Below are 19499 nucleotides of genomic sequence, written 5' to 3' on the forward strand. Positions count from 1 at the left end.
CGTTAAGCTCGCCGCATGCCCCAGAAAGCCGCCCCCGCCAAACGTCCTTCCGCACCTGCTGCACCCAAGCGTCCGTCGCGGCCCAGCGAAGTGCGCATCATCGGCGGCGAATGGAAGCGCACCCGCCTCGCCGTGGCCGACAAGCCCGGCCTGCGCCCCACGCCCGACCGCGTGCGCGAAACGCTGTTCAACTGGCTCGCAAGCCTGGCCGGCGCCGGTGGCGGCGAACTGCCCGGCTGGCAGTGCGTCGACGCCTTCGCGGGCACCGGGGCGCTTGGCTTCGAGGCCGCCTCGCGCGGCGCCGCGAACGTGCTGCTGTGCGAGCAGGACGCCGCACTGGCCGCCCAGTTGCAGGCCACGAAGACCAAGCTGGCCGCCGAGGCCGTGCGCATCGAGCGCGGCAGCGGGGTGACCGCGCTCGAACGGGTGCCGGCCGGCAGCCTCGATGCCGTGTTCCTCGATCCGCCATTCGACAGCACGGCGCTCTACGAGCCGGCGCTGCGCGCCGCCGCGCGCTCGCTGCGTGACGGCGGCTCGGTGTACCTCGAAGCGCCGCGCCGCTGGAGCGACGAAGAACTTGCCGCCTTCGGCCTTGTCGGTTTTCGTTACCTCAAGGCCGGCGCCGTTCACGCCCATCTGCTGCGGCGCGCGGCGGATAGGACTGCATAATCCGCCGGACAAGCCGCACCGGCAGCATGAGGAAGAAGCAACCATGGCCAGCAACGTGATCGCGGTTTACCCCGGCACTTTCGATCCCATCACCCTCGGTCACGAGGACGTGGTGCGGCGCGCAACCCAGCTCTTCTCCAAGGTGATCGTCGCGGTCGCCGCGGGCCACCACAAGAAGGCGCTGTTCACGCTCTCCGAACGCATGGACATGGCCCGCGATGCCGTGAAGCCCTACAGCGACCAGGTCACCGTCGAGAGCTTCTCGGGCCTGCTGCGCGACTTCGTCGTGGCGCGCGGCGGCAAGGCCATGGTGCGCGGCCTGCGTGCCGTGACCGACTTCGACTACGAGTTCCAGCTCGCGGGCATGAACCGCTCGCTGATGCCCGACGTCGAGACCGTGTTCCTGACGCCCAGCGACAAGTACCAGTTCATCTCCAGCACCTTCGTGCGCGAAATCGCCATGCTCGGCGGTGAAGTCCACAAGTTCGTCTCCCCCAATGTGGGGCAGCAACTGGCGGCCAAGGTCCGCAGCCTCGGCCGTGAATAGGCTCTCCCCCACTCGCCGGGGGCAACACCGGTGGCCCGGCAAAGCCGGTTCCACGGTGTTCCGCGAAAAGTCCAGCCTGAACTGCGGGCCGGCGTGAGGTGAGCGACATCCCCTTGCCCCGCCTGCATCTGCTGGGCGATGCAGCGCTGCTGTGCGAGCTGCCCGCGCCGGCCACGCTGGTGCAGCAGCAGCGCATCTGGGCGCTGGCCCGGCAGGCGCAGCAATGGCCGGGCGTCGGCGAAACGCTGCCGGGCATGAACAACCTCACGCTCACATTCGACCCGACGGTGATCGATCTCGACACGCTCACCGCGCAGGTGCTCGAAGCCTGGCCCAGGCTGCCGAGCCGTGCCGTCGAAGGCCGGCTGGTCGAGATCCCGGTGGCCTACGGCGGCGAGCACGGGCCGGACCTTGCCGACGTCGCGGCTCACACCGGCCTCACGCCGGCCGAGGTGGTGCGGCGGCACAGCGGCGCCGAGTACGTCGTCTACCTGCTGGGCTTCCTGCCAGGCTTTGCCTTCATGGGCGGGTTGCCGCCCGAACTGGCCACGCCGCGCCGGGCCGAGCCGCGCACCGCCGTGCCCGCGCGCTCGGTCGGCATCGGCGGCGAGCAGACCGGCATCTATCCGCTGGTGTCGCCGGGCGGCTGGCAGCTGATCGGCCGCACCCCGCTGGAGCTGTTCGATCCGGCGGCCGAACCGCCCACCTTGCTGCGCCCTGGCGATCGCGTGCGCTTCGTTGCAGAAAGCGTGCAGGCATGATCGCCGTACGCAAGCCCGGCGTACTTGCCTCGGTGCAGGACCTGGGCCGGCACGGCCATCGCCAGCTGGGCATCTGCCCGGGCGGCGCGCTCGACATGCTGTCGCTCACGCTGGCCAACCGGCTCGTCGGCAATGCCGACGGTGCGGCGGGCCTCGAACTCACGATGGGCGCCTGCGAGCTGCAGTTCGAAGCCGCCACGCGCATCGCCCTCACCGGTGACGGCTTCGGCGCCAGCCTCGACGGCGTGCCGCTGTGGCCCTGCTGGAGCGTGCCGGTCGCGGCCGGCCAGACACTCAGGCTCGCCGGTGCCAACGCGCCCGGCGTCAAGAAGACCGGCCTGCGCAGCTGGCTCGCGGTGGCGGGCGGCATCAACGTGCCCCCGGTCCTCGGCTCGCGCAGCACCGACCTCAAGGCCGGCTTCGGCGGCCTCGAAGGCCGTGCGCTGCGCAAGGGCGACCGGCTCCCGACGGGTGCCTCCTCTCTCGATGCGGCACAACGCGAACGCCGTGCCTTCGGCCTGCGTGGTCCCGACTGGGGCCCCGACGAAGACGACGGTGCCATCGTCCTGCGCGTGCTGCCCGGTCCCGAGTTCGAGCTGTTCACGCCGGCCGCGCGCGAGCTGCTGTGGGGCGAGCGCTGGCGCATCACGCCGCAGAGCAACCGCATGGGCAGTCGGCTCGCGGGTGCCGAACTCAAGCGCAAACACAGCGGCGACATGCTCTCGTCGGGCGTGATTCCCGGCACGATCCAGGTGCCGCCCTCGGGCCAGCCGATCATCCTGATGGGCGATGCGCAGACCACAGGCGGCTATCCGCGCATCGGCGTGGTCATCCGCGCCGACCTCTGGAAGCTCGCGCAGGCGCCGCTCAACGGCCAACTGCGCCTCGTGCAGGTCGACCAGCCGAGGGCGCTGGCTGCATGGGCCGCGCAGCAGCGCTACCTGTCGCAGGTGGCACAGGGTCTGGCCGCTGCAGGCTGGCCGAGCGCGACATAGACTTCGCGGGAAATCGCGAAAAGAGGAAGCCCACCATGCAAATCGACCTCAATGCCGACCTCGGCGAAGGCGCCGGCAACGACGAAGCACTGCTCGCGCTCGTGAGTTCCGCCAACATCGCCTGCGGCTGGCACGCAGGCGACGCGAAGACCATGCAGCAGTGCGTGCGCTGGGCGATGCGCAACGGCGTGGCCATCGGCGCGCACCCGAGCTTCCCCGACCGCGAGAACTTCGGCCGCAGCACCATGCACCTGCCGCCCGAGGAGATCGTGGCCAACGTGCTCTACCAGGTGGGCGCGCTGGCGGCCATCGTGAAGGCCGAGGGCGGCAGGCTCTCGCATGTGAAGGCCCACGGCCAGCTCTACAACCAGGCCGTGAAGGAGCCCGAGCTCGCCGAGGCGCTGTGCGAGGCCGTGCGCCGCTTCGATCCATCGCTCAGGTTCTTCGGCCTCGCGGGCAGCAACATGATCGACGCGGCCCGCCGCGCCGGTCTCGTGCCCGTGGAGGAAGTGTTCGCCGACCGCGGCTACATGCCCGACGGCAGCCTCGTGCCGCGCAGCCAGCCCGGCGCGCTGATCGAGAGCGAGGAGCAGTCGATCGCGCAGACGCTCTCGCTGGTGCGCGACCGCCGGGTGACCGCCATCGACGGCAGCATCGTGCCAGTCAATGCGCAGACCGTCTGCCTGCATGGCGACGGCGCCCACGCGCTGGCCTTCGCGAGCCGCATCCGCGAACGGCTGAAGCAGGAAGGCATCGCCGTCCGGGCGCTGGCCTGACGGCCGCGGACGCGAGCGCCAGGCCGTGGCAGCGAAGCCCATCGATGTCCTGCTGACCGGTTTCGATCCGTTCGAGCGGGAAGCCATCAACCCCTCGTGGGAAGCCGTGCGCGTGCTCGACGGCTGGAAGGTCGGCCGCGCGACGGTGCATGCGCGCCAGATGCCCTGCGTGTTCGGCGAGGCCATCGACGCACTCGCCAGCGCGATGGACGAACTCCAGCCGCAGCTGGTGCTGTGCGTCGGCCAGGCCGGCGGGCGCGCAGAGGTGACGCCGGAGCGCATCGCCATCAACATCGACGATGCCCGCGTGGCCGACAACAAGGGCCGCGAACCCGTCGACTCGCCCGTGGTGCCTGGGGCGCCCGCGGCATACTTCTCGACGCTGCCGATCAAGGCCATGGTGCGCGAACTGCGCGCGGCCGGCGTACCGGCCTCGGTGTCGAACAGCGCCGGCACCTTCGTCTGCAACCACATCTTCTACGGCCTGATGCACCGCATCGCAATGCACCCGATGCCGGGGCTGCGCGGCGGCTTCATCCACATTCCGTACCTGCCCGAGCAGGCGGCGCGCTTTCCGGGGGCGCCGAGCATGTCGCTGGAAACGATGATCGCGGCCCTGCGCATCGCCGTGAGCACCGCGCTCGCGGTGAAGCGCGACATCGCCGAAACCGGCGGCCAGTTGCACTGAATCGCCGAGGCGGCTCAGGTGCCCGGGAAGTGCTTCGCCAACCAGCCGTTGAGCGCGGCGTTGACGAACTTGGGCTTTTCCATCGTCAGCATGTGGCCGCAGTCAGGCACCCACGCGACTTGTGCCTGCGGCAGCAGCGCCGCCATCTCGCGCGTGCACTCGGGCGGTGCGAGCCGGTCATCGTCGCCGCACACCAGCAGCACCGGCACGCGCACAGACGCAAGATGCAGCCGGGCATCGGGCCGGCGCATCACCGCGCGGTTCTGGCTGATGAGCTGCTGCGCGCCCGCGCCGAGCACGATGTCGAGATAGCGCTGCACCAGCACCTGATCGGCCGCCTGCGCGGGGTGGAAGGCGAAGTAGACGTTCGGCTCGATCACGTCGCGCACCTCGCCGCGCTCGAAGTATTCGATGGCGCCTGCGCGCAGCCTGGACATGTCGGGCGTCTCGGGCCGCGCGCTGGTGCCGAGCAGCGCGAGCCCCGCGATGCGCCCGGGCGCCTGGCGGGCCGCTTCCATGGCGACCATGCCGCCCATCGAGGCGCCGCACAGCACCAGCGGTCCGTCGTTGTCGCGCAGCACGGCGGCGGCCATGCCCTCGATGGTGTCGTGGTGCCGCTGGGCGTCGCTCACGCGAGCGCCGAAGGCGGGGGGAAGTGCGAGCAACTGGGCTTCCCAGATGCGCTCGTCGCAGGCGAGACCGGGCAGCAGGATGAGATTGGGCATGGAGAGAGATTCTGCGCGAATGCGGTGGAAAATGGACGCCGATGCCAACGCCCAAGCCCGACACCACCACCGACCTGATCCTCATCCGCCATGGCGAAACCGCCTGGAATCGCGAACTGCGCTTCCAGGGGCACGCGGATGTCCCGCTCAACGACATTGGCCATGAACAGGCGCGCCGCATCGGCCTGCGCCTGGCCGGCGAGAGCGCGGTGCAGCACGTCATCAGCAGCGACCTGATGCGTGCGCAGCAGACTGCCGCGCCCGCCGCGTCGCAGCTGTCGCTGCCGGTGGTGACCTCGGCGGCGCTGCGCGAGCAGTTCTTCGGCGTGGTCGAAGGCATGCGCTCCGACGAAATCCAGAACCTGCATCCGCGCGCCTGGGAAGAATGGCTGGAGTTCCGCGAGGACCACGCCATGCCCGAGGGCGAGACGGCGCGCGAGTTCCACGCGCGCATCATCGCGGCGCTGGGCGGCATCGCCGCCGCGCACAGGGGACAGCACCTGATCGTCGTCACGCATGGCGGCGTGCTCGACATGGTGTGGCGCACCGCCAGGGGCCTGAGCCTGAGCGGGCCGCGCCGCAGCGACATTCCCAACGCGGGCTTCAACCGCATCCGCATCGCCGATCCGGCCGAGCCCGAGGCGATCGAGATCGTGGAATGGGCCGACACGCGGCACCTGGCCGACCTGCCGCCGCAGCCGACCTACGACCAGACGCGGCACCTGAAGGACAAGGACTGAGGCAGGCCCCTCAGCCGCAGCTGCCGGCCTTCGGCGTGCGCAGCAGCGGCTGGCCGGCGCCCACGCCCGTGGGTTTGCCGCCGTCGACAGCGAGCTGCCCGTTCACCAGCACCGTGCTGACGCCCTCCGACAGCAGCGCTGGCTGCGTGTAGGTGGCTTTCGCCGCATAGCGCGTCGGATCGAACACCACCACGTCGGCGTAGTAGCCCGGGCGCAGGTGCCCGCGCTGCTTCAGCCCCAGCGTGTCGGCCGTGAGCGAGGAGCTGCTGCGGATGAACTGCGCCAGCGAGATCGTGTGCTCCTTCACCACGTACTGCTCGTACTTGCGCGCGAAGGTGCCGTAGGCGCGCGGATGGCCCAGCGACGAGTCGGACGAGGTCATGACCCAGGGCCGCTTCATGAAGGCGCGTACGTCGTCGTCGCTCTGGTTGAACGAGGCGATCATCAGGTCGCCGTCGCGCAGCACCGCGATGGCGGCTTCCACTGGATCGGCGTTCGATGCCTTGGCCACGTCGGCCAGCGTCTTGCCCACGTACTTCGTGCTGCCGGCCGAGAACAGGATGGCCTCGGGGCCACCGCGCAGCCGCAGGTTCTCGCGCACGTCCTTGCGCAGGCGCTCCTGCTGCGAGGCGTCGTCGAAGCGCTGCAGCGTCGCCGCACGGCCGCCCTCGTTGGCCCAGGGCGGCAGCAGCGCGGCCGAGAAGCGCGTGCTCGACGCGGTCCACGGATAGTGGTCGGCCGTGATGTCCAGTCCGCCCGCGCGTTCCTTCTCGATGCGCTTGATGATGTCGCCGCTCTGGCCCTGCACGTCGACGCCCAGCGCCTTGATGTGCGCCACGTGCACCGGCAGCTTCGCCTCGTGGCCGATGCGGATCGCCTCGTCGATGGAGCCCTTGAGGCCGATGTTGTACATGGACTCGTCGCGGATGTGGCTGTCGTACAGGCCGCCGTGCCGCGCCGCCACCTTCGCGAGCTCGATGACCTCCTCGGTCTTCGAGAAGTTCTGCGGCGTGTAGAAGAGCCCGGTCGAAAGGCCAAGGGCGCCTTCGCACATGCCCTGGCTCACACGCTTCTTCATCGCCTCGAGCTGCTCGGACGTCGGTGCCCGGTTGGCCTCGCCCAACTCGCTCATGCGCACCGGGCCGAAGCCCACGTACATGGCCACGTTGGTGCCTACCGGCGTGGCGCGCAGCTTCTGCGCCTGCGCCGCGATGTCGAAGCCGCCGAAGCCATCGTTGCCGATCACCGCGGTGGTCACGCCCTGCGTGATGAACGGGATGTTCAGCCGCTTCTTCGGATCGTTCGAGTGCAGGTCGGCATCCGCATGCGTGTGGGCGTCGATGAAGCCCGGCGCCACCACCATGCCCGTGGCATCGATGACGCGCCTGGCCGTGAACTGCGCCGGCGCCGCCTTGCCCGCGAACACGATGCGATCGCCCGCGATGCCGACATCGCCCACCACCGGCGTGTCGGAGTCGCCCGTGTAGACGGTGCCGCCGCGCAGCAGCAGGTCCAGCGCGACGGGCGTTCCGTCGGCGGCATGCAGGGTGGGTGCGAAGGGTGCGAGGGCTGAGAGCGCGGCCAGCGTGACGAGAGACTTGCGCATGGGCGATGGTGCCTTGAAGGCTTCTTGTCGATAGGGAGCGGCCAGTTTAGGAGCCGCCTCCGGGCCATCGCCAATTCCTTTTGCACCATGCCCCATGACCTGAAGGCATGGCTGCCGGGCAGTGCTCGCAGATGCGCTCAGGCGTGCGTCGCAAGCTGCCCGAGGCCGAGGCGCTCGTACACCGCCGCCGTCTGCCGGCGCAGGCGCAGCGACTCGGGCTGGCCATTGAGCTGCTGCTGCAGGATGCCCTGGGCAGCGGACAGTGAAGCCTCCGTGCCGCTGCGCACCAGCGCATCGAGATACACCTGCTCGAACAGGTCGCGCTGCGCGTGGCTGCCGCCGATCTCGATCATGCGCGGCAGGGCAGTGCCCAGCCCTTCGATGGCCGCAGGCAGGTCGCCGCGCGCATGCGCCACCAGCGCGTGCGCGGCCGGCACGCAGACGCGCTGCCAGGCGGCGCGCGTCGACACCGGCGCCGCCGGGGCGAAGGCCTCGATGTTGCGCAGCAGTACATCGGCCTCGGGCCTGCCGGCGCGCGCGAGGCCGTAGAGGTACTGCAGGTCGAGAAAGGGCAGCACGTGGTCGGCTTGGCGCTGCCGCAGGTAGCCCGCCACGTCGTTCCAGCGCGCGCCCACGTCGATGCCCGCGAGCTCGAGCCGCGCGAGCAGCGAGACGGCGCCGATCTGGTCCTGCGAGTAGTCCTTGACCACGCCCCAGGCGTGCTCGTCGTACACCGCGAGCGCCTCGGCATCGCGGCCCAGGTCGATCAGGAACAGCGCCACATGCCACCAGTTGTGCGTGACCATGAACGAGTTGAGCCCGCTCCACGTGTCGCTCACGCCCTGCATGAACGCCAGCCCCTCGGCGAGCCGGCCTTCGGTGAGCATCACGTGCGCCAGCGCATGGTGCGCCCACGGCTCCTTGCGGCACATGGCGATGGCATGGCGGGCACTGGCCTCGGCCTCGCGCAGCAGGTGGCACTGCTCGTAGCCGAAGGCCGCCATGCCGTGCACATAGGGCACGTCGGCCGCGTGCGGCAGCACCGCGAGCGCGAGCCGCAGCATGCCTGGGCAGTCGCCAGTGTTGAAGCAGTGGTACTGGCCGAGCTTGACCGACACCAGGTCGCGCGGATGCTCGCGGGCCTGCTCGGCGTGCAGCGCGATGGCGCGGGCGATGTCACCGTCGGCCCAGGCTTCGACGGACGCGATGTATCGCTGCTCGCGCGGGGTGGCGCGCGCGGCGCCGGCGCGGGCCTTGTCGAGAAAGGGCCGGGCGTTGGCGACGGCCTCACGCGATTCGGCGAAAAGGTACAGCGTCGCGCAGTACGCCTGCACGATGGGGCTCGCATCGGTGCCGGCCACCGCGATCAGGTTGACGGCGCGAGCCTCTGTCGAGATGAAGCCCATGACGAAGTCGTCGACCAGCGGCAGGCTGGCGGGGTCGTCGAGGGTGAGCGGGTTGCCGAGGCTGTCGGCGAGCGTTTTTCCGGGGGGCATGGCGGCATCGTGCCATGCCCCCGGCGATGCTTCAACGATCCGTCGTCAGACGCCGGCCTGCTGGTGGCGGTACTCCTGCGTCTTGCCGCCGTAGCCGTAGGCCGCGCCGCGTGCATCGATCACGTGGATGTACGACACCTCGTGCAGGTCCGGCCGGATCTTCGCCATGGCCGCATGCACCTCGCGCAGGTAGCGCGCCTTCTCGGCCTTGGTGTTGGTCTCGTCGGTGACGCTGATGTCGAGGTGGAACGCAGACTTGCCGAGCGAGGCCAAAGACTGGCCGCCGATGAACCAGGCGTCGGCGGCGATGTACTGCACGGTGATGGCGATCACTGGCAATTGCTTGCCCAGCACGCTCTGGGTGAGCTCGGCGAGGGCGTCGACGGTCTTGCGGGTGAGGTCGGCGTCGGGTTGGCCGGAGAGGTGGACGACGATGTGGGGCATGACTGGCTCCTTGGATGGATGGGTTGTCGATGGGGTGATTGTGGGAGCCTTCTGGTCATCGGAAAAGCGGGAAGATATGATGAATTACATCGGATAAACGGATGGATTGACCATGCAGGGATTCGACCTGGAGCAACTGCGCACGCTGGCCGCCGTCGTCGACGCTGGCAGCCTCACGGCGGCCGCGCCGCGCGTCTTCCTCTCGCAGTCGTCGGTGAGCGAGCAGATCCGCAAGTTGGAAGAGCGGGCAGGGCAGTCGCTGCTCACGCGCAGCAAGGCAGGCGTGGCCCCCACCGAGGCGGGTGTGCGGCTGCTGGGCTATGCGCGGCGCATCCTCGCGCTGAGCGACGAAGCATTTCGCGACCTGCACGGCGAGACGTTGCAGGGCGAGCTACGCCTCGCGGTCACCGACTACTTCCGCCCCGGCGACCTGACGCGGCTGCTGGGGCGGCTCGGCGAGAGCTATCCGCAGGTGCGGCTGCACGTCAGCATCCTGAAGAGCGATGCGCTGCGGGCGGCCTATGCGCACGGCGATTTCGACGTGGGCCTTGCGATGAACATCGCGGGGGCTTCCACGCCGCAGGCCCGGGGCGCGGTGCTGCGGCGCGAATCGCTGGTGTGGCTCGGCGCTGAGGGCATGCGGCTCGCGCGCGGGGAGCCGGTGCGGCTGCTGGCCTTGCCCGACACCTGCTCGCTGCATCAGTTCACCGTGGCGCTGCTGCGGCGCCGGCGCGTGCCCTATGCGCTCGCGCACGTCGCGTCGGGTGTCGCGGGCCTGCAGTCCGCGCTGGCCGCGGGGCTGGGCGTTGCCTGCCTCAACGAGTCCTCGATCAGCGACGGCGTGACGCGGCTGGCGGCACCGCACGGTCTGCCGGCCCTGCCGCGTGTCGCTTTCCAGCTCCTGTCGGGGCGCAAGGGCGAAACCGCATTCGTGACCCGGGCGAGGGAGATGCTGGCAACCCACCTGATGTGAAGAATCTCTCCAGGGGTGGCGCGGGATTTGCGTCAGCCCCTGTCATGGATGCGCCACCTCCCACAACTGCGCCAAATCTGCTGCGCCACACCCGCTTCGACGACGCACAGGCCATTTTCTCGGGCACGCTGTTCGTCGCCATCGCGATGATGCTGTTCGGCCAGGCGGGGCTGCTTACAGGCGGCACGGCCGGCGTCGCGTTTCTCCTGCACTACGCCACCGGCCTGAGCTTCGGAAAGCTGTTCTTCCTGGTCAACCTGCCGTTCTACTGGTTCGCCTGGCGCCACATGGGCCGCGCGTTCACGGTCAAGACCTTCTCGGCCATCGCATTGCTCTCGGTGATGACCGACCTGGCGCCGCACTACCTGTCCATCGACTCCCTGCACCCGGCCTTCGCGGCCGTGCTCGGCGGCCTGCTGCTGGGCACCGGCTGCCTGTTCCTCGCCCGCCACCGCGCCAGCCTGGGCGGCGCGACGGTGCTCACGCTGTACCTGCAGGAAAAGCGTGGCTGGCCCGCGGGCAAAGTGCAGATCGGCATCGACTGCACGGTGGTGCTGCTCGCCCTGTTCGTGATTCCGCCGCAGCGGGTCGGGTGGTCGGTGCTGGCTGCCGTGGTGATGGGGCTTTTTCTCTGGATCAACCACAAGCCGGGGCGGTATGCGGCGACCTGACGCTTCCCGTCAGCGGCCGGGCGGCAACGGCCAGGGCCGCTGCGGTTCGCGGATCTGCTCGAAGGCGCGCGACACGCGCAGCACCCCGAGGTCGTCGAAGCGCTGGCCGGCAATCTGCAGCCCGATCGGCAATCCACTCGCCGAGTAACCGCAGTTCACCGAAGCCGCCGGCTGCTCCGACATGTTGAACGGCACCGTGAACCCGATGTGCTCCAGCGGACGCAGGGGATCGTTCGTGGGTGAGGGCGCTTCGGCTGCCGCGGGCATGTTCGGCGACACGGGCGAAATCACGTAGTCGAAGCGCGCGCATGCAGCCACGGCGGCGACGCGCGTGGCGTGGAACTGGCTGAAGCCGCGGAACACATGCTCGCCGCTGAACTCGGCCGCACTCTCCGCCCATTCGCGGATGTACGGCAGCACCTTCGCGCGCTGGTCGGCGCGCAGGCCCTTCATGTCCACCAACGAGCGCATGCGCCAGAAGTGGTCCATGCCGTCGAGCATGGCCTGCGACATGAACGGCTGCATCGGCTCGATCACCGCGCCGGCCTTCTCGAGCAGCCGCGCGGCGTTTTCCACCGCTGCCTGGATCTCGGGCTCGACCGCCAGTCCGCAGCCCGCGTCGAGCAGCAGCCCGATGCGCAGGCCGCGCAGATGGTCCGGTGCCACGTCGAAGCCTGCCCAGGCGATGTCCTGCGGCGGCAGGCTCATGCTGTCGCGCGCGTCGGGCCGGGACAGCGCCTGCATCATCAGCGCCGCGTCGCCCACCGTGCGGGTCATCGGCCCAGCGGCGCGGCCCATGTAGGGTGGGTCGATCGGAATGCGCCCCAGGCTCGGTTTCAGCGTGAAGATGCCGCACCAGCTCGCGGGCAGGCGCAGCGACCCGCCGATGTCCGTGCCCAGGTGCAGCGGGCCGTAGCCGGCAGCCGCCGCGGCGCCAGCTCCTGCGCTGGAGCCGCCAGGCGTCAGGCGCAAGTCCCACGGGTTGCGCGCCAGTGTGTGAAAGCTCGACAGCCCCGAGGACAGCATGCCGTAGTCCGGCATGGTGGTCTTGCTCACGATCACCGCACCGGCTTCCTTGAGGCGCGCGGCTGGCGGCGCGTCGGCCGCAGCGGGCTTCAGGTCGACCGCGGCGGTGCCGGCTGGCATCGGGTCGCCGCGCGTGGCGATGTTTTCCTTGATGGTCGCGGGCACGCCATCGAGCGGTCCGAGCGCATCGCCGCGCTGCCAGCGCGCTTCCGAGGCGCGCGCCTGTTCGAGCGCGGCCTCGGGCCGGAACAGCCAGGTGGCCTGCAAGTACGGCTCCCAGCGTTCCACTTGCGCGATCACGGCCTGCGTGACTTCCACCGGCGAGAGTTCGCGGCTGCGGTAGGCAGCGGCAAGCTCCTGGACGGACAGGTCGCTCAGCCCCACGACAGTGCCGACAGGTCGTTCACGAAGATCGGGTTCTCTTTCCAGATGCCCTTGACGTTCTTCTTCGCGACAGTGGGGAACTGCGGCTGGTACAGGAAGCCGTTGGCCGCGTCGGTGGCCAGCATCTTCTGTGCGTCGCCAAGCAGCTTGTTGCGCTCGGCCGCATTGCCGGTGGACTTGATCTTGTCGAACAGCGCGTTGAAGGCCTTCGACTGGTAGCCCCAGTAGTAGTCCGGCTTGGCATAGTTGCTGAGGTCGAAGGGCTCGACGTGCGAAATGATCGACAGGTCGTAGTCCTTGTTGCCGTAGGTGCCGCTGAGCCATTGCGCCCATTCGACGTTCTGAATCTTCACCACGATGCCGATCTTGGCGAGCTGGGCCACGATCACCTCGCCGCCCTGGCGCGCATAGGGCGGCGGCGGCAGCGTCATCGTCAGTTCGAGCGGCGTCTTCACGCCGGCCTCGGCCAGCAGCTTCTTGGCCTTCTCGACGTCGAAGGGGTTGATGCCCGTGGTGTCGACATAGCCCGCCGCGCCCGGCACGTAGTGGCTGCCGATGGGCACGCCGAAGCCGTCGGCCGCGCCTTCGATCACGGCCTTGCGGTCGATGGCCGCAAGGATGGCGCGGCGCACGCGCACGTCGTCGAGCGGCTTCTTCCTGTTGTTGATCGACAGGATGGTCTTGGCGCGCGAACCCGCCAGGATGACCTGGAACTGCGGGTTCGCCTTGAACTGCGGCACCACGCGCGTGCCGATGCGCGCGAACACGTCGACGTCGCCCGACAGCATGGCGGCGGCTTGCGCGGCCGTGTCGGAGATGAAGCGGAACGTCACCTTGTTGATCTTCGCGGTGGCGGGGCTGCGGAAGCCCTCCCACTTGCTCAGCGTGAGCGACGAGCCCTTGGCCCAGTTGTCCAGCTTGTAGGGGCCGGTGCCGACCGGTTTGCTGGCGTTGGTCTCGGCGCTCTTGGGTTCGACGATCACGGCCGTGGCCTGGCCCAGCACGAAGGGCAGGTCGGGGTCGATCTCCTTGTTGATGACGACGACGGTGTAGTCGTCCACCACCTGCGTCGCGAGGTTGGCGAAGGTGCGCTTGTCCTTGTTGGTGCTCTTCTCGCCGCCGGCGCGGTCGAAGGAGAACTTGACGGCGGCGGCGTTGAAGGGCTCGCCGTTCTGGTACTTCACGCCGCGCCGCAGCTTGAAGGTGTAGGTCTTCAGGTCGGGCGAGACCTCCCAGCTCTCGGCCAGCAGCGGCGTGACGCTGCCGTCGGCGTTGATCTTGGTGAGCGTCTCGAGGATGTTGTAGTGCACGACCTCGGCGATGGCGGCGGCCGCGCCGGTGGTCGGGTCGAGCCCCGGCGGCTCGAGCGCCATGCCGATCACGATGGCGTCCTTCCGGCCCTGCGCCATGCCGGCGAGCGGGGTGGCCAGCGCAACGGTGGCACCGGCGGTGGTGAGAAGGGTGCGGCGGTTCAACATACGTGTGATCTCCGGATAGACAAGCCAGGTTCGAATGACGACTGCTCCGGCGTGTGCCATGCCCCGAAGGGAGGCGCGACGCCGCGAAAGACACGACACGCAGCACGAAAGATGCCACGTGCGCAGCCGGTCATTCTCTCGCAGCGGGTGCGCCGCCGCGCGGTCCGCGAGGCGGTTTTTCCTCGGGACGTTCCCGTAGGCGAGGCCGTCCGGATCAAGCCCAGGACAGCGCCGCGATGTCGTTCACGAAGATCGGCGTGTCTTTCCAAAGCCCGCGCAGGTTGCGCGCGGCGACGGTGATGAACTGCGGCTGGTACAGGAAGACATTGGCCGCATCTTCCGCCAGCAGCCGCTGCGCATCGCCGAGGTAGCGCAGGCGGTCGGCGGGGCGCGCCGCGTTGCGCGCCTTGTCGAAGATCTCGTTGAACTTCGCCGACTGGTAGCCCCAGTAGTACTCGGGCTTGGTGTAGTTCACGAGGTCGAAGGGCTCGACGTGCAGGATCAGCGAGAGGTCGTAGTTCCTGTTGCCGTAGGTGCCGCTGATCCATTGCGCCCACTCGACGTTCTGGATCTTCGCGACGATGCCCACCTTGGCCAGTTGCGCGGCGATCAGCTCGCCGCCCTGGCGCGCATAGGGCGGGGGCGGCAGCACCAGCTCGAGTTCGAGCGGCGTCTTCACGCCGGCTTCGGCCAGCAGCTGCTTGGCCTTCTCGACGTTGTAGGGGTTGATGCCGGTGGTGTCGACGTATCCCGGCGCGCCCGGCACGTAGTGGCTGCCGATGGGCACGCCCCTGCCGTCGACGGCGGCTTCGATCACCGCCTTGCGGTCGATGGCCGCGGAAATCGCGCGGCGCACGCGCACGTCGTCCAGCGGCTTGCGCCTGTTGTTGATGGCGAGGATGGTCTTTCCGCGCGAGGCGTTGAAGACCACCTGGAAGCGCTTGTCGTTCTGGAACTGCGGCAGGCTGCGCGACACCGAGGCGTGCGGAAACAGGTCGACGTCGCCCGAGAGCAGCGCGGCGGTCTGCGCAGCCGGCTCGGAGATGAAGCGGAAGCCGGCCTTGCGGATCTGCACCGTGTCGGCATTGCGCCAGCCGTCCCACCTGGCGAGCACGATGCCCGATCCCTTGGACCAGGTGTCTAGCCTGTAGGGGCCGGTGCCGACAGGCTTGGTGGCGTTGGTCTCGATCGTTTTCGGCTCGACCTGGATCGCGGAGGCCTGCCCGAGCAGGAACAGCAGGTCGGGCTCGACCTCCTTCGTGATCAGCACCACGGTGTGTTCGTCGACTACCTGCGTCGCGATGTTGGCGAAGGTGCGCTTGTCCTTGTTGGTGCTGTTGGCGGCGGCGGCGCGGTCGAACGAGAACTTGACGGTCTGCGCGTCGAACGGCTCGCCGTTCTGGAACTTCACGCCGCGCTTGAGCCTGAAGGTGTAGGTTTTCAGGTCAGGCGAAATTTCCCAGCTTTCGGCCAGCAGCGGGGTGACGCTGCCGTCGGCGTTGATCTTGGTGAGCGTTTCGAAGACGGTGTAGAGCACCACCTCGGCGATCTCGGCGCCGGCCTTGGCCGTGGGGTCGAGCCCCGTGGGCTCCAGCGTGAGACCGAGCACCAGCGCGTCCTTCTTCTTTTGCGCGAAGGCGTCGATCGGCACTGCGAGCGGGGCCAGGGCTGCGGCGCCGGTGGCGAGCAGGGTGCGTCGTTTGAGCATGAAGCGGTGTCCTCGGAACAGGGGGGCAGGCATCATCCGCGAGACCGGTGCGTCCGCGCAACCAGATGCTTATGACCCACTCATCCTAGAGGCGGCGGACGACGCTTCGGTGTCAGGCGGCCAGCAGCGTGCCGCCCGCGGGCGTGCGCGGCACCGCGTCGAGCAGCGTGCGCGTGTAGGGATGCTGCGCGTGATGGAAGAGTTCGGCGGGCGGACCCTGCTCGACGATCTTGCCCTTCCACACCACGCACACTTCATCGCACAGGTGGTTGACCACCGCGAGGTCGTGGCTGATGAGCAGGTAGCTGATGCCGAACTGCTGCTGCAGGTCCTGCATGAGGTTGAGCACCTGGGCCTGCACCGAAACGTCGAGCGCGCTGACAGGCTCGTCGGCCACGATGAGCTTGGGGCGCGTGATCAGCGCCCGTGCAATCGCAATGCGCTGGCGCTGGCCGCCCGAGAACTCGTGCGGGTACTTGTCCATGTCGGTGGTGCGCAGGCCGACTGCGGCGAGCGCCTCGTTGGCACGCTCGCGCTGCACGGCGCGGCTCGTTTCGGCCAGCGCCTCGAGGGGCTCGGCGACGATGCGCGCGACGGTCTGGCGTGGGTCGAGCGAGCCGTAGGGGTCCTGGAACACCATCTGGAAATCGCGCCGCGCGGTGCGCAGCTCGGCCTTCGACAGCGTGTGCAGGTCGCGGCCTTCGAGGCGCACGCTGCCCGAAGTCGGCGTGTCCAGCGCCATCACGAGACGCGCGATGGTCGACTTGCCCGAGCCCGATTCGCCCACGATGCCCACGCTCTTGCCGGCGCGCACCTCGAAGCTCACGCCATTGAGCGCCTTCACGGTCGGCGGCGGGCCGAAGAGCTTTTCGCGCGGCAGCGCGTAGTGGCGCACGAGGTCGGTGACCTGCAGCAGCGGTGAAGCGGTGGTCCCACTCATGGTGCGATGGCCCCTTGCGCGGCGATTTCCTCGAGCCGGATGCAGCGCACCGCGTGATCTGGCGGCAGCATCGTGGCCGGCGGCCGCGTGGTCTTGCAGGCGTCGATGGTGTAGCTGCAGCGGCCCGCGAAGGGGCAGCCCGGCGGCAGGTCGACCAGCTCGGGCACGCTGCCCCTGATGGTGGCCAGACGCAGGCCACGCGGCGCGCCGATGGCGGGCCGCGCGGCGAACAGGCCTTGCGTGTAGGGATGCCCACGGCGCGCGAACACGGCCTCGGTCGGGCCGCTCTCGACCACGCTGCCGCCGTACATCACGAGCATCTTCGAGACCGTCTGCGCGATCACGCCGAGGTCGTGCGAGATCAGGATCAACGCCATGCCGCGCTCGGCCACGAGGCCCTGGATGAGTTCGAGGATCTGCTTCTGGATCGTCACGTCGAGTGCAGTGGTGGGTTCGTCGGCAATCAGCAGGTCGGGCCCGCAGGCGAGCGCCATCGCGATGCCGATGCGCTGGCGCTGGCCGCCGGAGAACTGGTGCGGGTAGGCGTCGAGGCGCGAAGCCGCGTCGGGAATGCCCACGCGGTCGAGCAGCGCGAGCACTTCCTTGCGTGCGTCGGCTTGCGAGAGCCCGCGATGCAGCCGCAGCGGTTCGCCGACCTGGCGCGCAATCGTGTGCACCGGGTTCAGCGCCGTCATCGGCTCCTGGAAGATCATGCCGATGCGGTTGCCGCGGATCCGGCACATGGCCCTTTCGTCTCGGCCGACGAGCTCGGTTCCATCGAAACGTATGCTGCCGGTGACCTTCGCGGTCGAGGGCAGCAGGCCCATCAGCGACATCACGGTGATCGACTTGCCGCAGCCCGATTCGCCGACGATGCCCAGCGTCTCGCCACGCTCCAGCGTGAAGTCGATGCCGCGCACGGCCTCGGCGGGACCGCGCTGCGTCTGCAGTTCGATGTGGAGGTCTTCGACTTCGAGCAAGGGCATGGCGCTTCTTATCTTGCGCGTGCGAGGCGCGGATCGAGCAAGTCGCGCAATCCGTCGCCCAGCAGGTTCAGGCCGAGCACCGCGAGCGCGATGGCCATGCCGGGGAACACCGCGAGCAGGGGCGACTGGAACATCATCGTCTGCGCCTCGCTGAGCATGCGGCCCCACGAGGGTTGCGGCGGCTGCGTGCCCAGGCCCAGGTAGGAGAGGGCGGCCTCTGCAAGGATCGCGATGGCGAAGCGGATCGTGATCTGCACGATCAGCACGGCCGAGATGTTCGGCAGCACGTGCTGCATCGTGATCGCGAAGCTGCCCTTGCCGCAGGCGCGCGCGGCGGCGACGTACTCGCGCGACCAGATCGCGTTGGCCGAGGCGCGCGTGATGCGCGCGAAGGTCGGGATGTTGTAGATGCCGATGGCAATGATCGCGTTGACGATGCCGGCGCCGAACACGGCTGTCATCATGATCGCCGAGAGGATTGCGGGGAAGGCCAGCGAGAAGTCGGTGAGCCGCATGATGGCTTCCTCGACCCAGCCGCGCTTGGCGGCGGCCAGCAGGCCCAGCGCCGTACCGACCACGAGGCCGATGCCGACCGCGATCACGCCGACAAGGATCGATGCGCGTGCGCCGACCAGCAGCAGCGAGGCTACGTCGCGGCCGTAGGTGTCGGTGCCCAGCCAGTGCGCGCCCGTCGGCGGCTTCAGCTTGTTGGCCATGTCCATGTCGTAGGGCGACCACGGTGTCCAGACCAGCGAGATGCCGGCGGCGAGCAGCAGGAGCAGCGTCAGCGCGCCGCCCAGCACGAAGCTGCGGTGGTGCAATGCGCGGCGCCAGAAGCCCGGCACCTTGAGCGCCGCAGCGCTCGGAGCGGTGATGACGGAGCTCATATGTCGCTGGCCTTGATGCGCGGATCGATCACGGCATACAGCACGTCGACCACGAAGTTCACGATCACCACCATGGCCGCCAGCAGCATCACGCAGTTGCGCACCACGATCAGGTCGCGGTTGCTGATGGCCTGGAAGATGAGGCGGCCCAGGCCCGGCAGATAGAACACGTTCTCCACCACGATGGTGCCGGCCAGCAGCTCGGAGAACTGCATGCCCATGACCGTGATGACCGGGATCATGGCGTTGCGCAGCACGTGGGTCCACAGCACGGCTCGTTGCGACACACCCTTGGCACGCGCGGTGCGAACGAAGTCTTCCCGCATCACCTCCAGCACCGCCGAGCGCGTGATGCGCGCCAGGATCGCGGCCTGCACCACCGCCAGCGACAGCGCAGGCAGCAGCAGCGACTTGATGCCCGCGAAGATGCCTTCGCCCCAGCCCTCGAAGCCCCCGGCGGAGAACCACTGCAGTTGCACCGAGAACACGAGGATCAGCAGGATGGCGAACCAGAAGTTCGGAATCGCGATGCCGACCTGGGCCATGCCCATGAGGCCGACGTCGCCGAGCTTGTTGTGGCGCGCGGCGGCCGTCACGCCCACCAGCAGCGCGATCACGACGGTCAGGGCCATCGCCATCATGGCCAGCGGCACGGTGAGCGCGAGGCGTTCGAGGATCAGGTCGAGCACGGGCGAGCTGTAGGCGTAGCTGTCGCCGAGGTTGCCGGTCAGCAAGCCGCCGATCCAGTGCCAGTAGCGCGTCCACGCGGGCTGGTCGAGGCCGAGCTTGGTGGCCAGGGCGGCGACGGCTTCGGGCGAGGCGTCCGGCCCCATGAGCATCTGCGCGGCGTTGCCCGGGAGAATTTCCAGAACGAGGAACACGATGACGGACGCGCCGATCAGCGTGCCGATCAGCGTGGCGAGGCGCTTGAATAGAAACAGACTCATGGGGCGGGGCGCAGCATAACTGACTCGTGCAACAAGTGTGCCGCGGATGTGG

20 protein-coding genes are annotated in these 19499 nt (G+C 69.0%); 9 read left to right on the top strand and 11 right to left on the bottom strand.

The window, feature by feature from the left end:
- The first annotated feature begins 15 nt into the window (after positions 1-15).
- From ACCC97_RS16685 to pcp, 6 genes are all read left to right on the top strand, one after another.
- Entirely contained in the window at positions 16-669 is a 654-nt protein-coding gene (locus tag ACCC97_RS16685; protein WP_413333938.1) for an RsmD family RNA methyltransferase, read from the top strand.
- 43 nt (positions 670-712) lie between these two features.
- On the top strand, positions 713-1216 hold the full coding sequence (gene coaD, locus ACCC97_RS16690) for a pantetheine-phosphate adenylyltransferase (RefSeq protein WP_007836315.1): 504 nt from the start codon (positions 713-715) through the stop codon (positions 1214-1216).
- 113 nt (positions 1217-1329) lie between these two features.
- Entirely contained in the window at positions 1330-1977 is a 648-nt protein-coding gene (pxpB, locus tag ACCC97_RS16695; protein ID WP_413333984.1) for a 5-oxoprolinase subunit PxpB, read from the top strand.
- On the top strand, positions 1974-2972 hold the full coding sequence (locus ACCC97_RS16700) for a biotin-dependent carboxyltransferase family protein (protein WP_413333940.1): 999 nt from the start codon (positions 1974-1976) through the stop codon (positions 2970-2972). Before pxpB ends, ACCC97_RS16700 begins: the two co-directional genes overlap by 4 nt.
- Before the next feature lie 35 nt (positions 2973-3007).
- The gene (gene pxpA, locus ACCC97_RS16705) at positions 3008-3748 is read left to right on the top strand and encodes a 5-oxoprolinase subunit PxpA (protein ID WP_413333942.1); all 741 of its coding nucleotides are present in this window, start codon (positions 3008-3010) and stop codon (positions 3746-3748) included.
- 25 nt (positions 3749-3773) lie between these two features.
- A complete protein-coding gene (gene pcp / locus ACCC97_RS16710) occupies positions 3774-4436 on the top strand; it encodes a pyroglutamyl-peptidase I (RefSeq protein WP_007836304.1) in 663 nt (220 codons plus the stop codon).
- Between the two features lie 14 nt (positions 4437-4450).
- On the opposite strand, the gene ACCC97_RS16715 is transcribed toward pcp, so the two are convergent.
- Positions 4451-5161, bottom strand: coding sequence for an alpha/beta fold hydrolase (locus ACCC97_RS16715; RefSeq protein ID WP_007836302.1), 711 nt, complete (start codon positions 5159-5161; stop codon positions 4451-4453).
- Between the two features lie 41 nt (positions 5162-5202).
- On the opposite strand from ACCC97_RS16715, the gene ACCC97_RS16720 reads away from it, so the two are divergent.
- Positions 5203-5901, top strand: a complete 699-nt coding sequence (locus ACCC97_RS16720) for a histidine phosphatase family protein (RefSeq protein ID WP_413333944.1) — start codon at positions 5203-5205, stop codon at positions 5899-5901.
- A gap of 10 nt (positions 5902-5911) precedes the next feature.
- On the opposite strand, the gene ACCC97_RS16725 is transcribed toward ACCC97_RS16720, so the two are convergent.
- From ACCC97_RS16725 to ACCC97_RS16735, 3 genes are all read right to left on the bottom strand, one after another.
- Positions 5912-7507, bottom strand: a complete 1596-nt coding sequence (locus ACCC97_RS16725) for an N-acyl-D-amino-acid deacylase family protein (protein ID WP_413333946.1) — start codon at positions 7505-7507, stop codon at positions 5912-5914.
- A gap of 137 nt (positions 7508-7644) precedes the next feature.
- A complete protein-coding gene (locus ACCC97_RS16730) occupies positions 7645-9003 on the bottom strand; it encodes a tetratricopeptide repeat protein (protein WP_413333948.1) in 1359 nt (452 codons plus the stop codon).
- Positions 9004-9048: 45 nt separating this feature from the next.
- Positions 9049-9447, bottom strand: coding sequence for a tautomerase family protein (locus tag ACCC97_RS16735; RefSeq protein WP_413333950.1), 399 nt, complete (start codon positions 9445-9447; stop codon positions 9049-9051).
- Positions 9448-9559: 112 nt separating this feature from the next.
- On the opposite strand from ACCC97_RS16735, the gene ACCC97_RS16740 reads away from it, so the two are divergent.
- The gene (locus tag ACCC97_RS16740) at positions 9560-10420 is read left to right on the top strand and encodes a LysR family transcriptional regulator (protein ID WP_007836293.1); all 861 of its coding nucleotides are present in this window, start codon (positions 9560-9562) and stop codon (positions 10418-10420) included.
- Positions 10421-10464: 44 nt separating this feature from the next.
- Complete coding sequence (locus tag ACCC97_RS16745; protein ID WP_413333953.1) at positions 10465-11091, top strand: YitT family protein; 627 nt, start codon at positions 10465-10467, stop codon at positions 11089-11091.
- Positions 11092-11100: 9 nt separating this feature from the next.
- Here the strand turns inward: ACCC97_RS16745 and ACCC97_RS16750 are convergent, their stop codons facing one another.
- The 7 genes from ACCC97_RS16750 to ACCC97_RS16780 form a co-directional block, all read right to left on the bottom strand.
- Entirely contained in the window at positions 11101-12501 is a 1401-nt protein-coding gene (locus ACCC97_RS16750; RefSeq protein WP_413333955.1) for an amidase, read from the bottom strand.
- Positions 12492-13979 carry an ABC transporter substrate-binding protein gene (locus tag ACCC97_RS16755; protein ID WP_007836287.1) on the bottom strand — a complete coding sequence of 496 codons (1488 nt, stop codon included), beginning with the start codon at positions 13977-13979 and terminating at the stop codon, positions 12492-12494. The genes ACCC97_RS16750 and ACCC97_RS16755 overlap by 10 nt, the downstream gene beginning before the upstream one ends.
- Before the next feature lie 214 nt (positions 13980-14193).
- Positions 14194-15687, bottom strand: a complete 1494-nt coding sequence (locus tag ACCC97_RS16760) for an ABC transporter substrate-binding protein (protein ID WP_413333957.1) — start codon at positions 15685-15687, stop codon at positions 14194-14196.
- Positions 15688-15799: 112 nt separating this feature from the next.
- Complete coding sequence (locus ACCC97_RS16765) at positions 15800-16627, bottom strand: ATP-binding cassette domain-containing protein (RefSeq protein ID WP_413333959.1); 828 nt, start codon at positions 16625-16627, stop codon at positions 15800-15802.
- Positions 16624-17613 carry an ABC transporter ATP-binding protein gene (locus ACCC97_RS16770; RefSeq protein WP_413333961.1) on the bottom strand — a complete coding sequence of 330 codons (990 nt, stop codon included), beginning with the start codon at positions 17611-17613 and terminating at the stop codon, positions 16624-16626. The genes ACCC97_RS16765 and ACCC97_RS16770 overlap by 4 nt, the downstream gene beginning before the upstream one ends.
- 8 nt (positions 17614-17621) lie before the next feature.
- On the bottom strand, positions 17622-18500 hold the full coding sequence (locus ACCC97_RS16775) for an ABC transporter permease (protein WP_042674462.1): 879 nt from the start codon (positions 18498-18500) through the stop codon (positions 17622-17624).
- The gene (locus tag ACCC97_RS16780) at positions 18497-19447 is read right to left on the bottom strand and encodes an ABC transporter permease (RefSeq protein ID WP_413333963.1); all 951 of its coding nucleotides are present in this window, start codon (positions 19445-19447) and stop codon (positions 18497-18499) included. The genes ACCC97_RS16775 and ACCC97_RS16780 overlap by 4 nt, the downstream gene beginning before the upstream one ends.
- Positions 19448-19499 lie beyond the last annotated feature (52 nt).

The sequence above is a fragment of the Variovorax sp. Varisp85 genome (assembly GCF_047304045.1).
Taxonomy (GTDB): Bacteria; Pseudomonadota; Gammaproteobacteria; order Burkholderiales; family Burkholderiaceae_C; genus Variovorax.

Bases quoted from the DNA above. Each gene is read 5' to 3' on its own strand.
- ACCC97_RS16720 (WP_413333944.1), top strand. From the start codon at position 5,203: ATGCCAACGCCCAAGCCCGACACCACCACCGACCTGATCCTCATCCGC.
- ACCC97_RS16780 (WP_413333963.1), bottom strand. From the start codon at position 19,447: ATGAGTCTGTTTCTATTCAAGCGCCTCGCCACGCTGATCGGCACGCTG.
- ACCC97_RS16735 (WP_413333950.1), bottom strand. From the start codon at position 9,447: ATGCCCCACATCGTCGTCCACCTCTCCGGCCAACCCGACGCCGACCTC.
- ACCC97_RS16745 (WP_413333953.1), top strand. From the start codon at position 10,465: ATGGATGCGCCACCTCCCACAACTGCGCCAAATCTGCTGCGCCACACC.
- ACCC97_RS16765 (WP_413333959.1), bottom strand. From the start codon at position 16,627: ATGAGTGGGACCACCGCTTCACCGCTGCTGCAGGTCACCGACCTCGTG.
- ACCC97_RS16775 (WP_042674462.1), bottom strand. From the start codon at position 18,500: ATGAGCTCCGTCATCACCGCTCCGAGCGCTGCGGCGCTCAAGGTGCCG.
- ACCC97_RS16685 (WP_413333938.1), top strand. From the start codon at position 16: ATGCCCCAGAAAGCCGCCCCCGCCAAACGTCCTTCCGCACCTGCTGCA.
- ACCC97_RS16770 (WP_413333961.1), bottom strand. From the start codon at position 17,613: ATGCCCTTGCTCGAAGTCGAAGACCTCCACATCGAACTGCAGACGCAG.
- ACCC97_RS16740 (WP_007836293.1), top strand. From the start codon at position 9,560: ATGCAGGGATTCGACCTGGAGCAACTGCGCACGCTGGCCGCCGTCGTC.
- ACCC97_RS16755 (WP_007836287.1), bottom strand. From the start codon at position 13,979: ATGTTGAACCGCCGCACCCTTCTCACCACCGCCGGTGCCACCGTTGCG.
- ACCC97_RS16725 (WP_413333946.1), bottom strand. From the start codon at position 7,507: ATGCGCAAGTCTCTCGTCACGCTGGCCGCGCTCTCAGCCCTCGCACCC.
- coaD (WP_007836315.1), top strand. From the start codon at position 713: ATGGCCAGCAACGTGATCGCGGTTTACCCCGGCACTTTCGATCCCATC.
- ACCC97_RS16760 (WP_413333957.1), bottom strand. From the start codon at position 15,687: ATGCTCAAACGACGCACCCTGCTCGCCACCGGCGCCGCAGCCCTGGCC.
- ACCC97_RS16730 (WP_413333948.1), bottom strand. From the start codon at position 9,003: ATGCCCCCCGGAAAAACGCTCGCCGACAGCCTCGGCAACCCGCTCACC.
- pxpA (WP_413333942.1), top strand. From the start codon at position 3,008: ATGCAAATCGACCTCAATGCCGACCTCGGCGAAGGCGCCGGCAACGAC.
- ACCC97_RS16715 (WP_007836302.1), bottom strand. From the start codon at position 5,161: ATGCCCAATCTCATCCTGCTGCCCGGTCTCGCCTGCGACGAGCGCATC.
- ACCC97_RS16700 (WP_413333940.1), top strand. From the start codon at position 1,974: ATGATCGCCGTACGCAAGCCCGGCGTACTTGCCTCGGTGCAGGACCTG.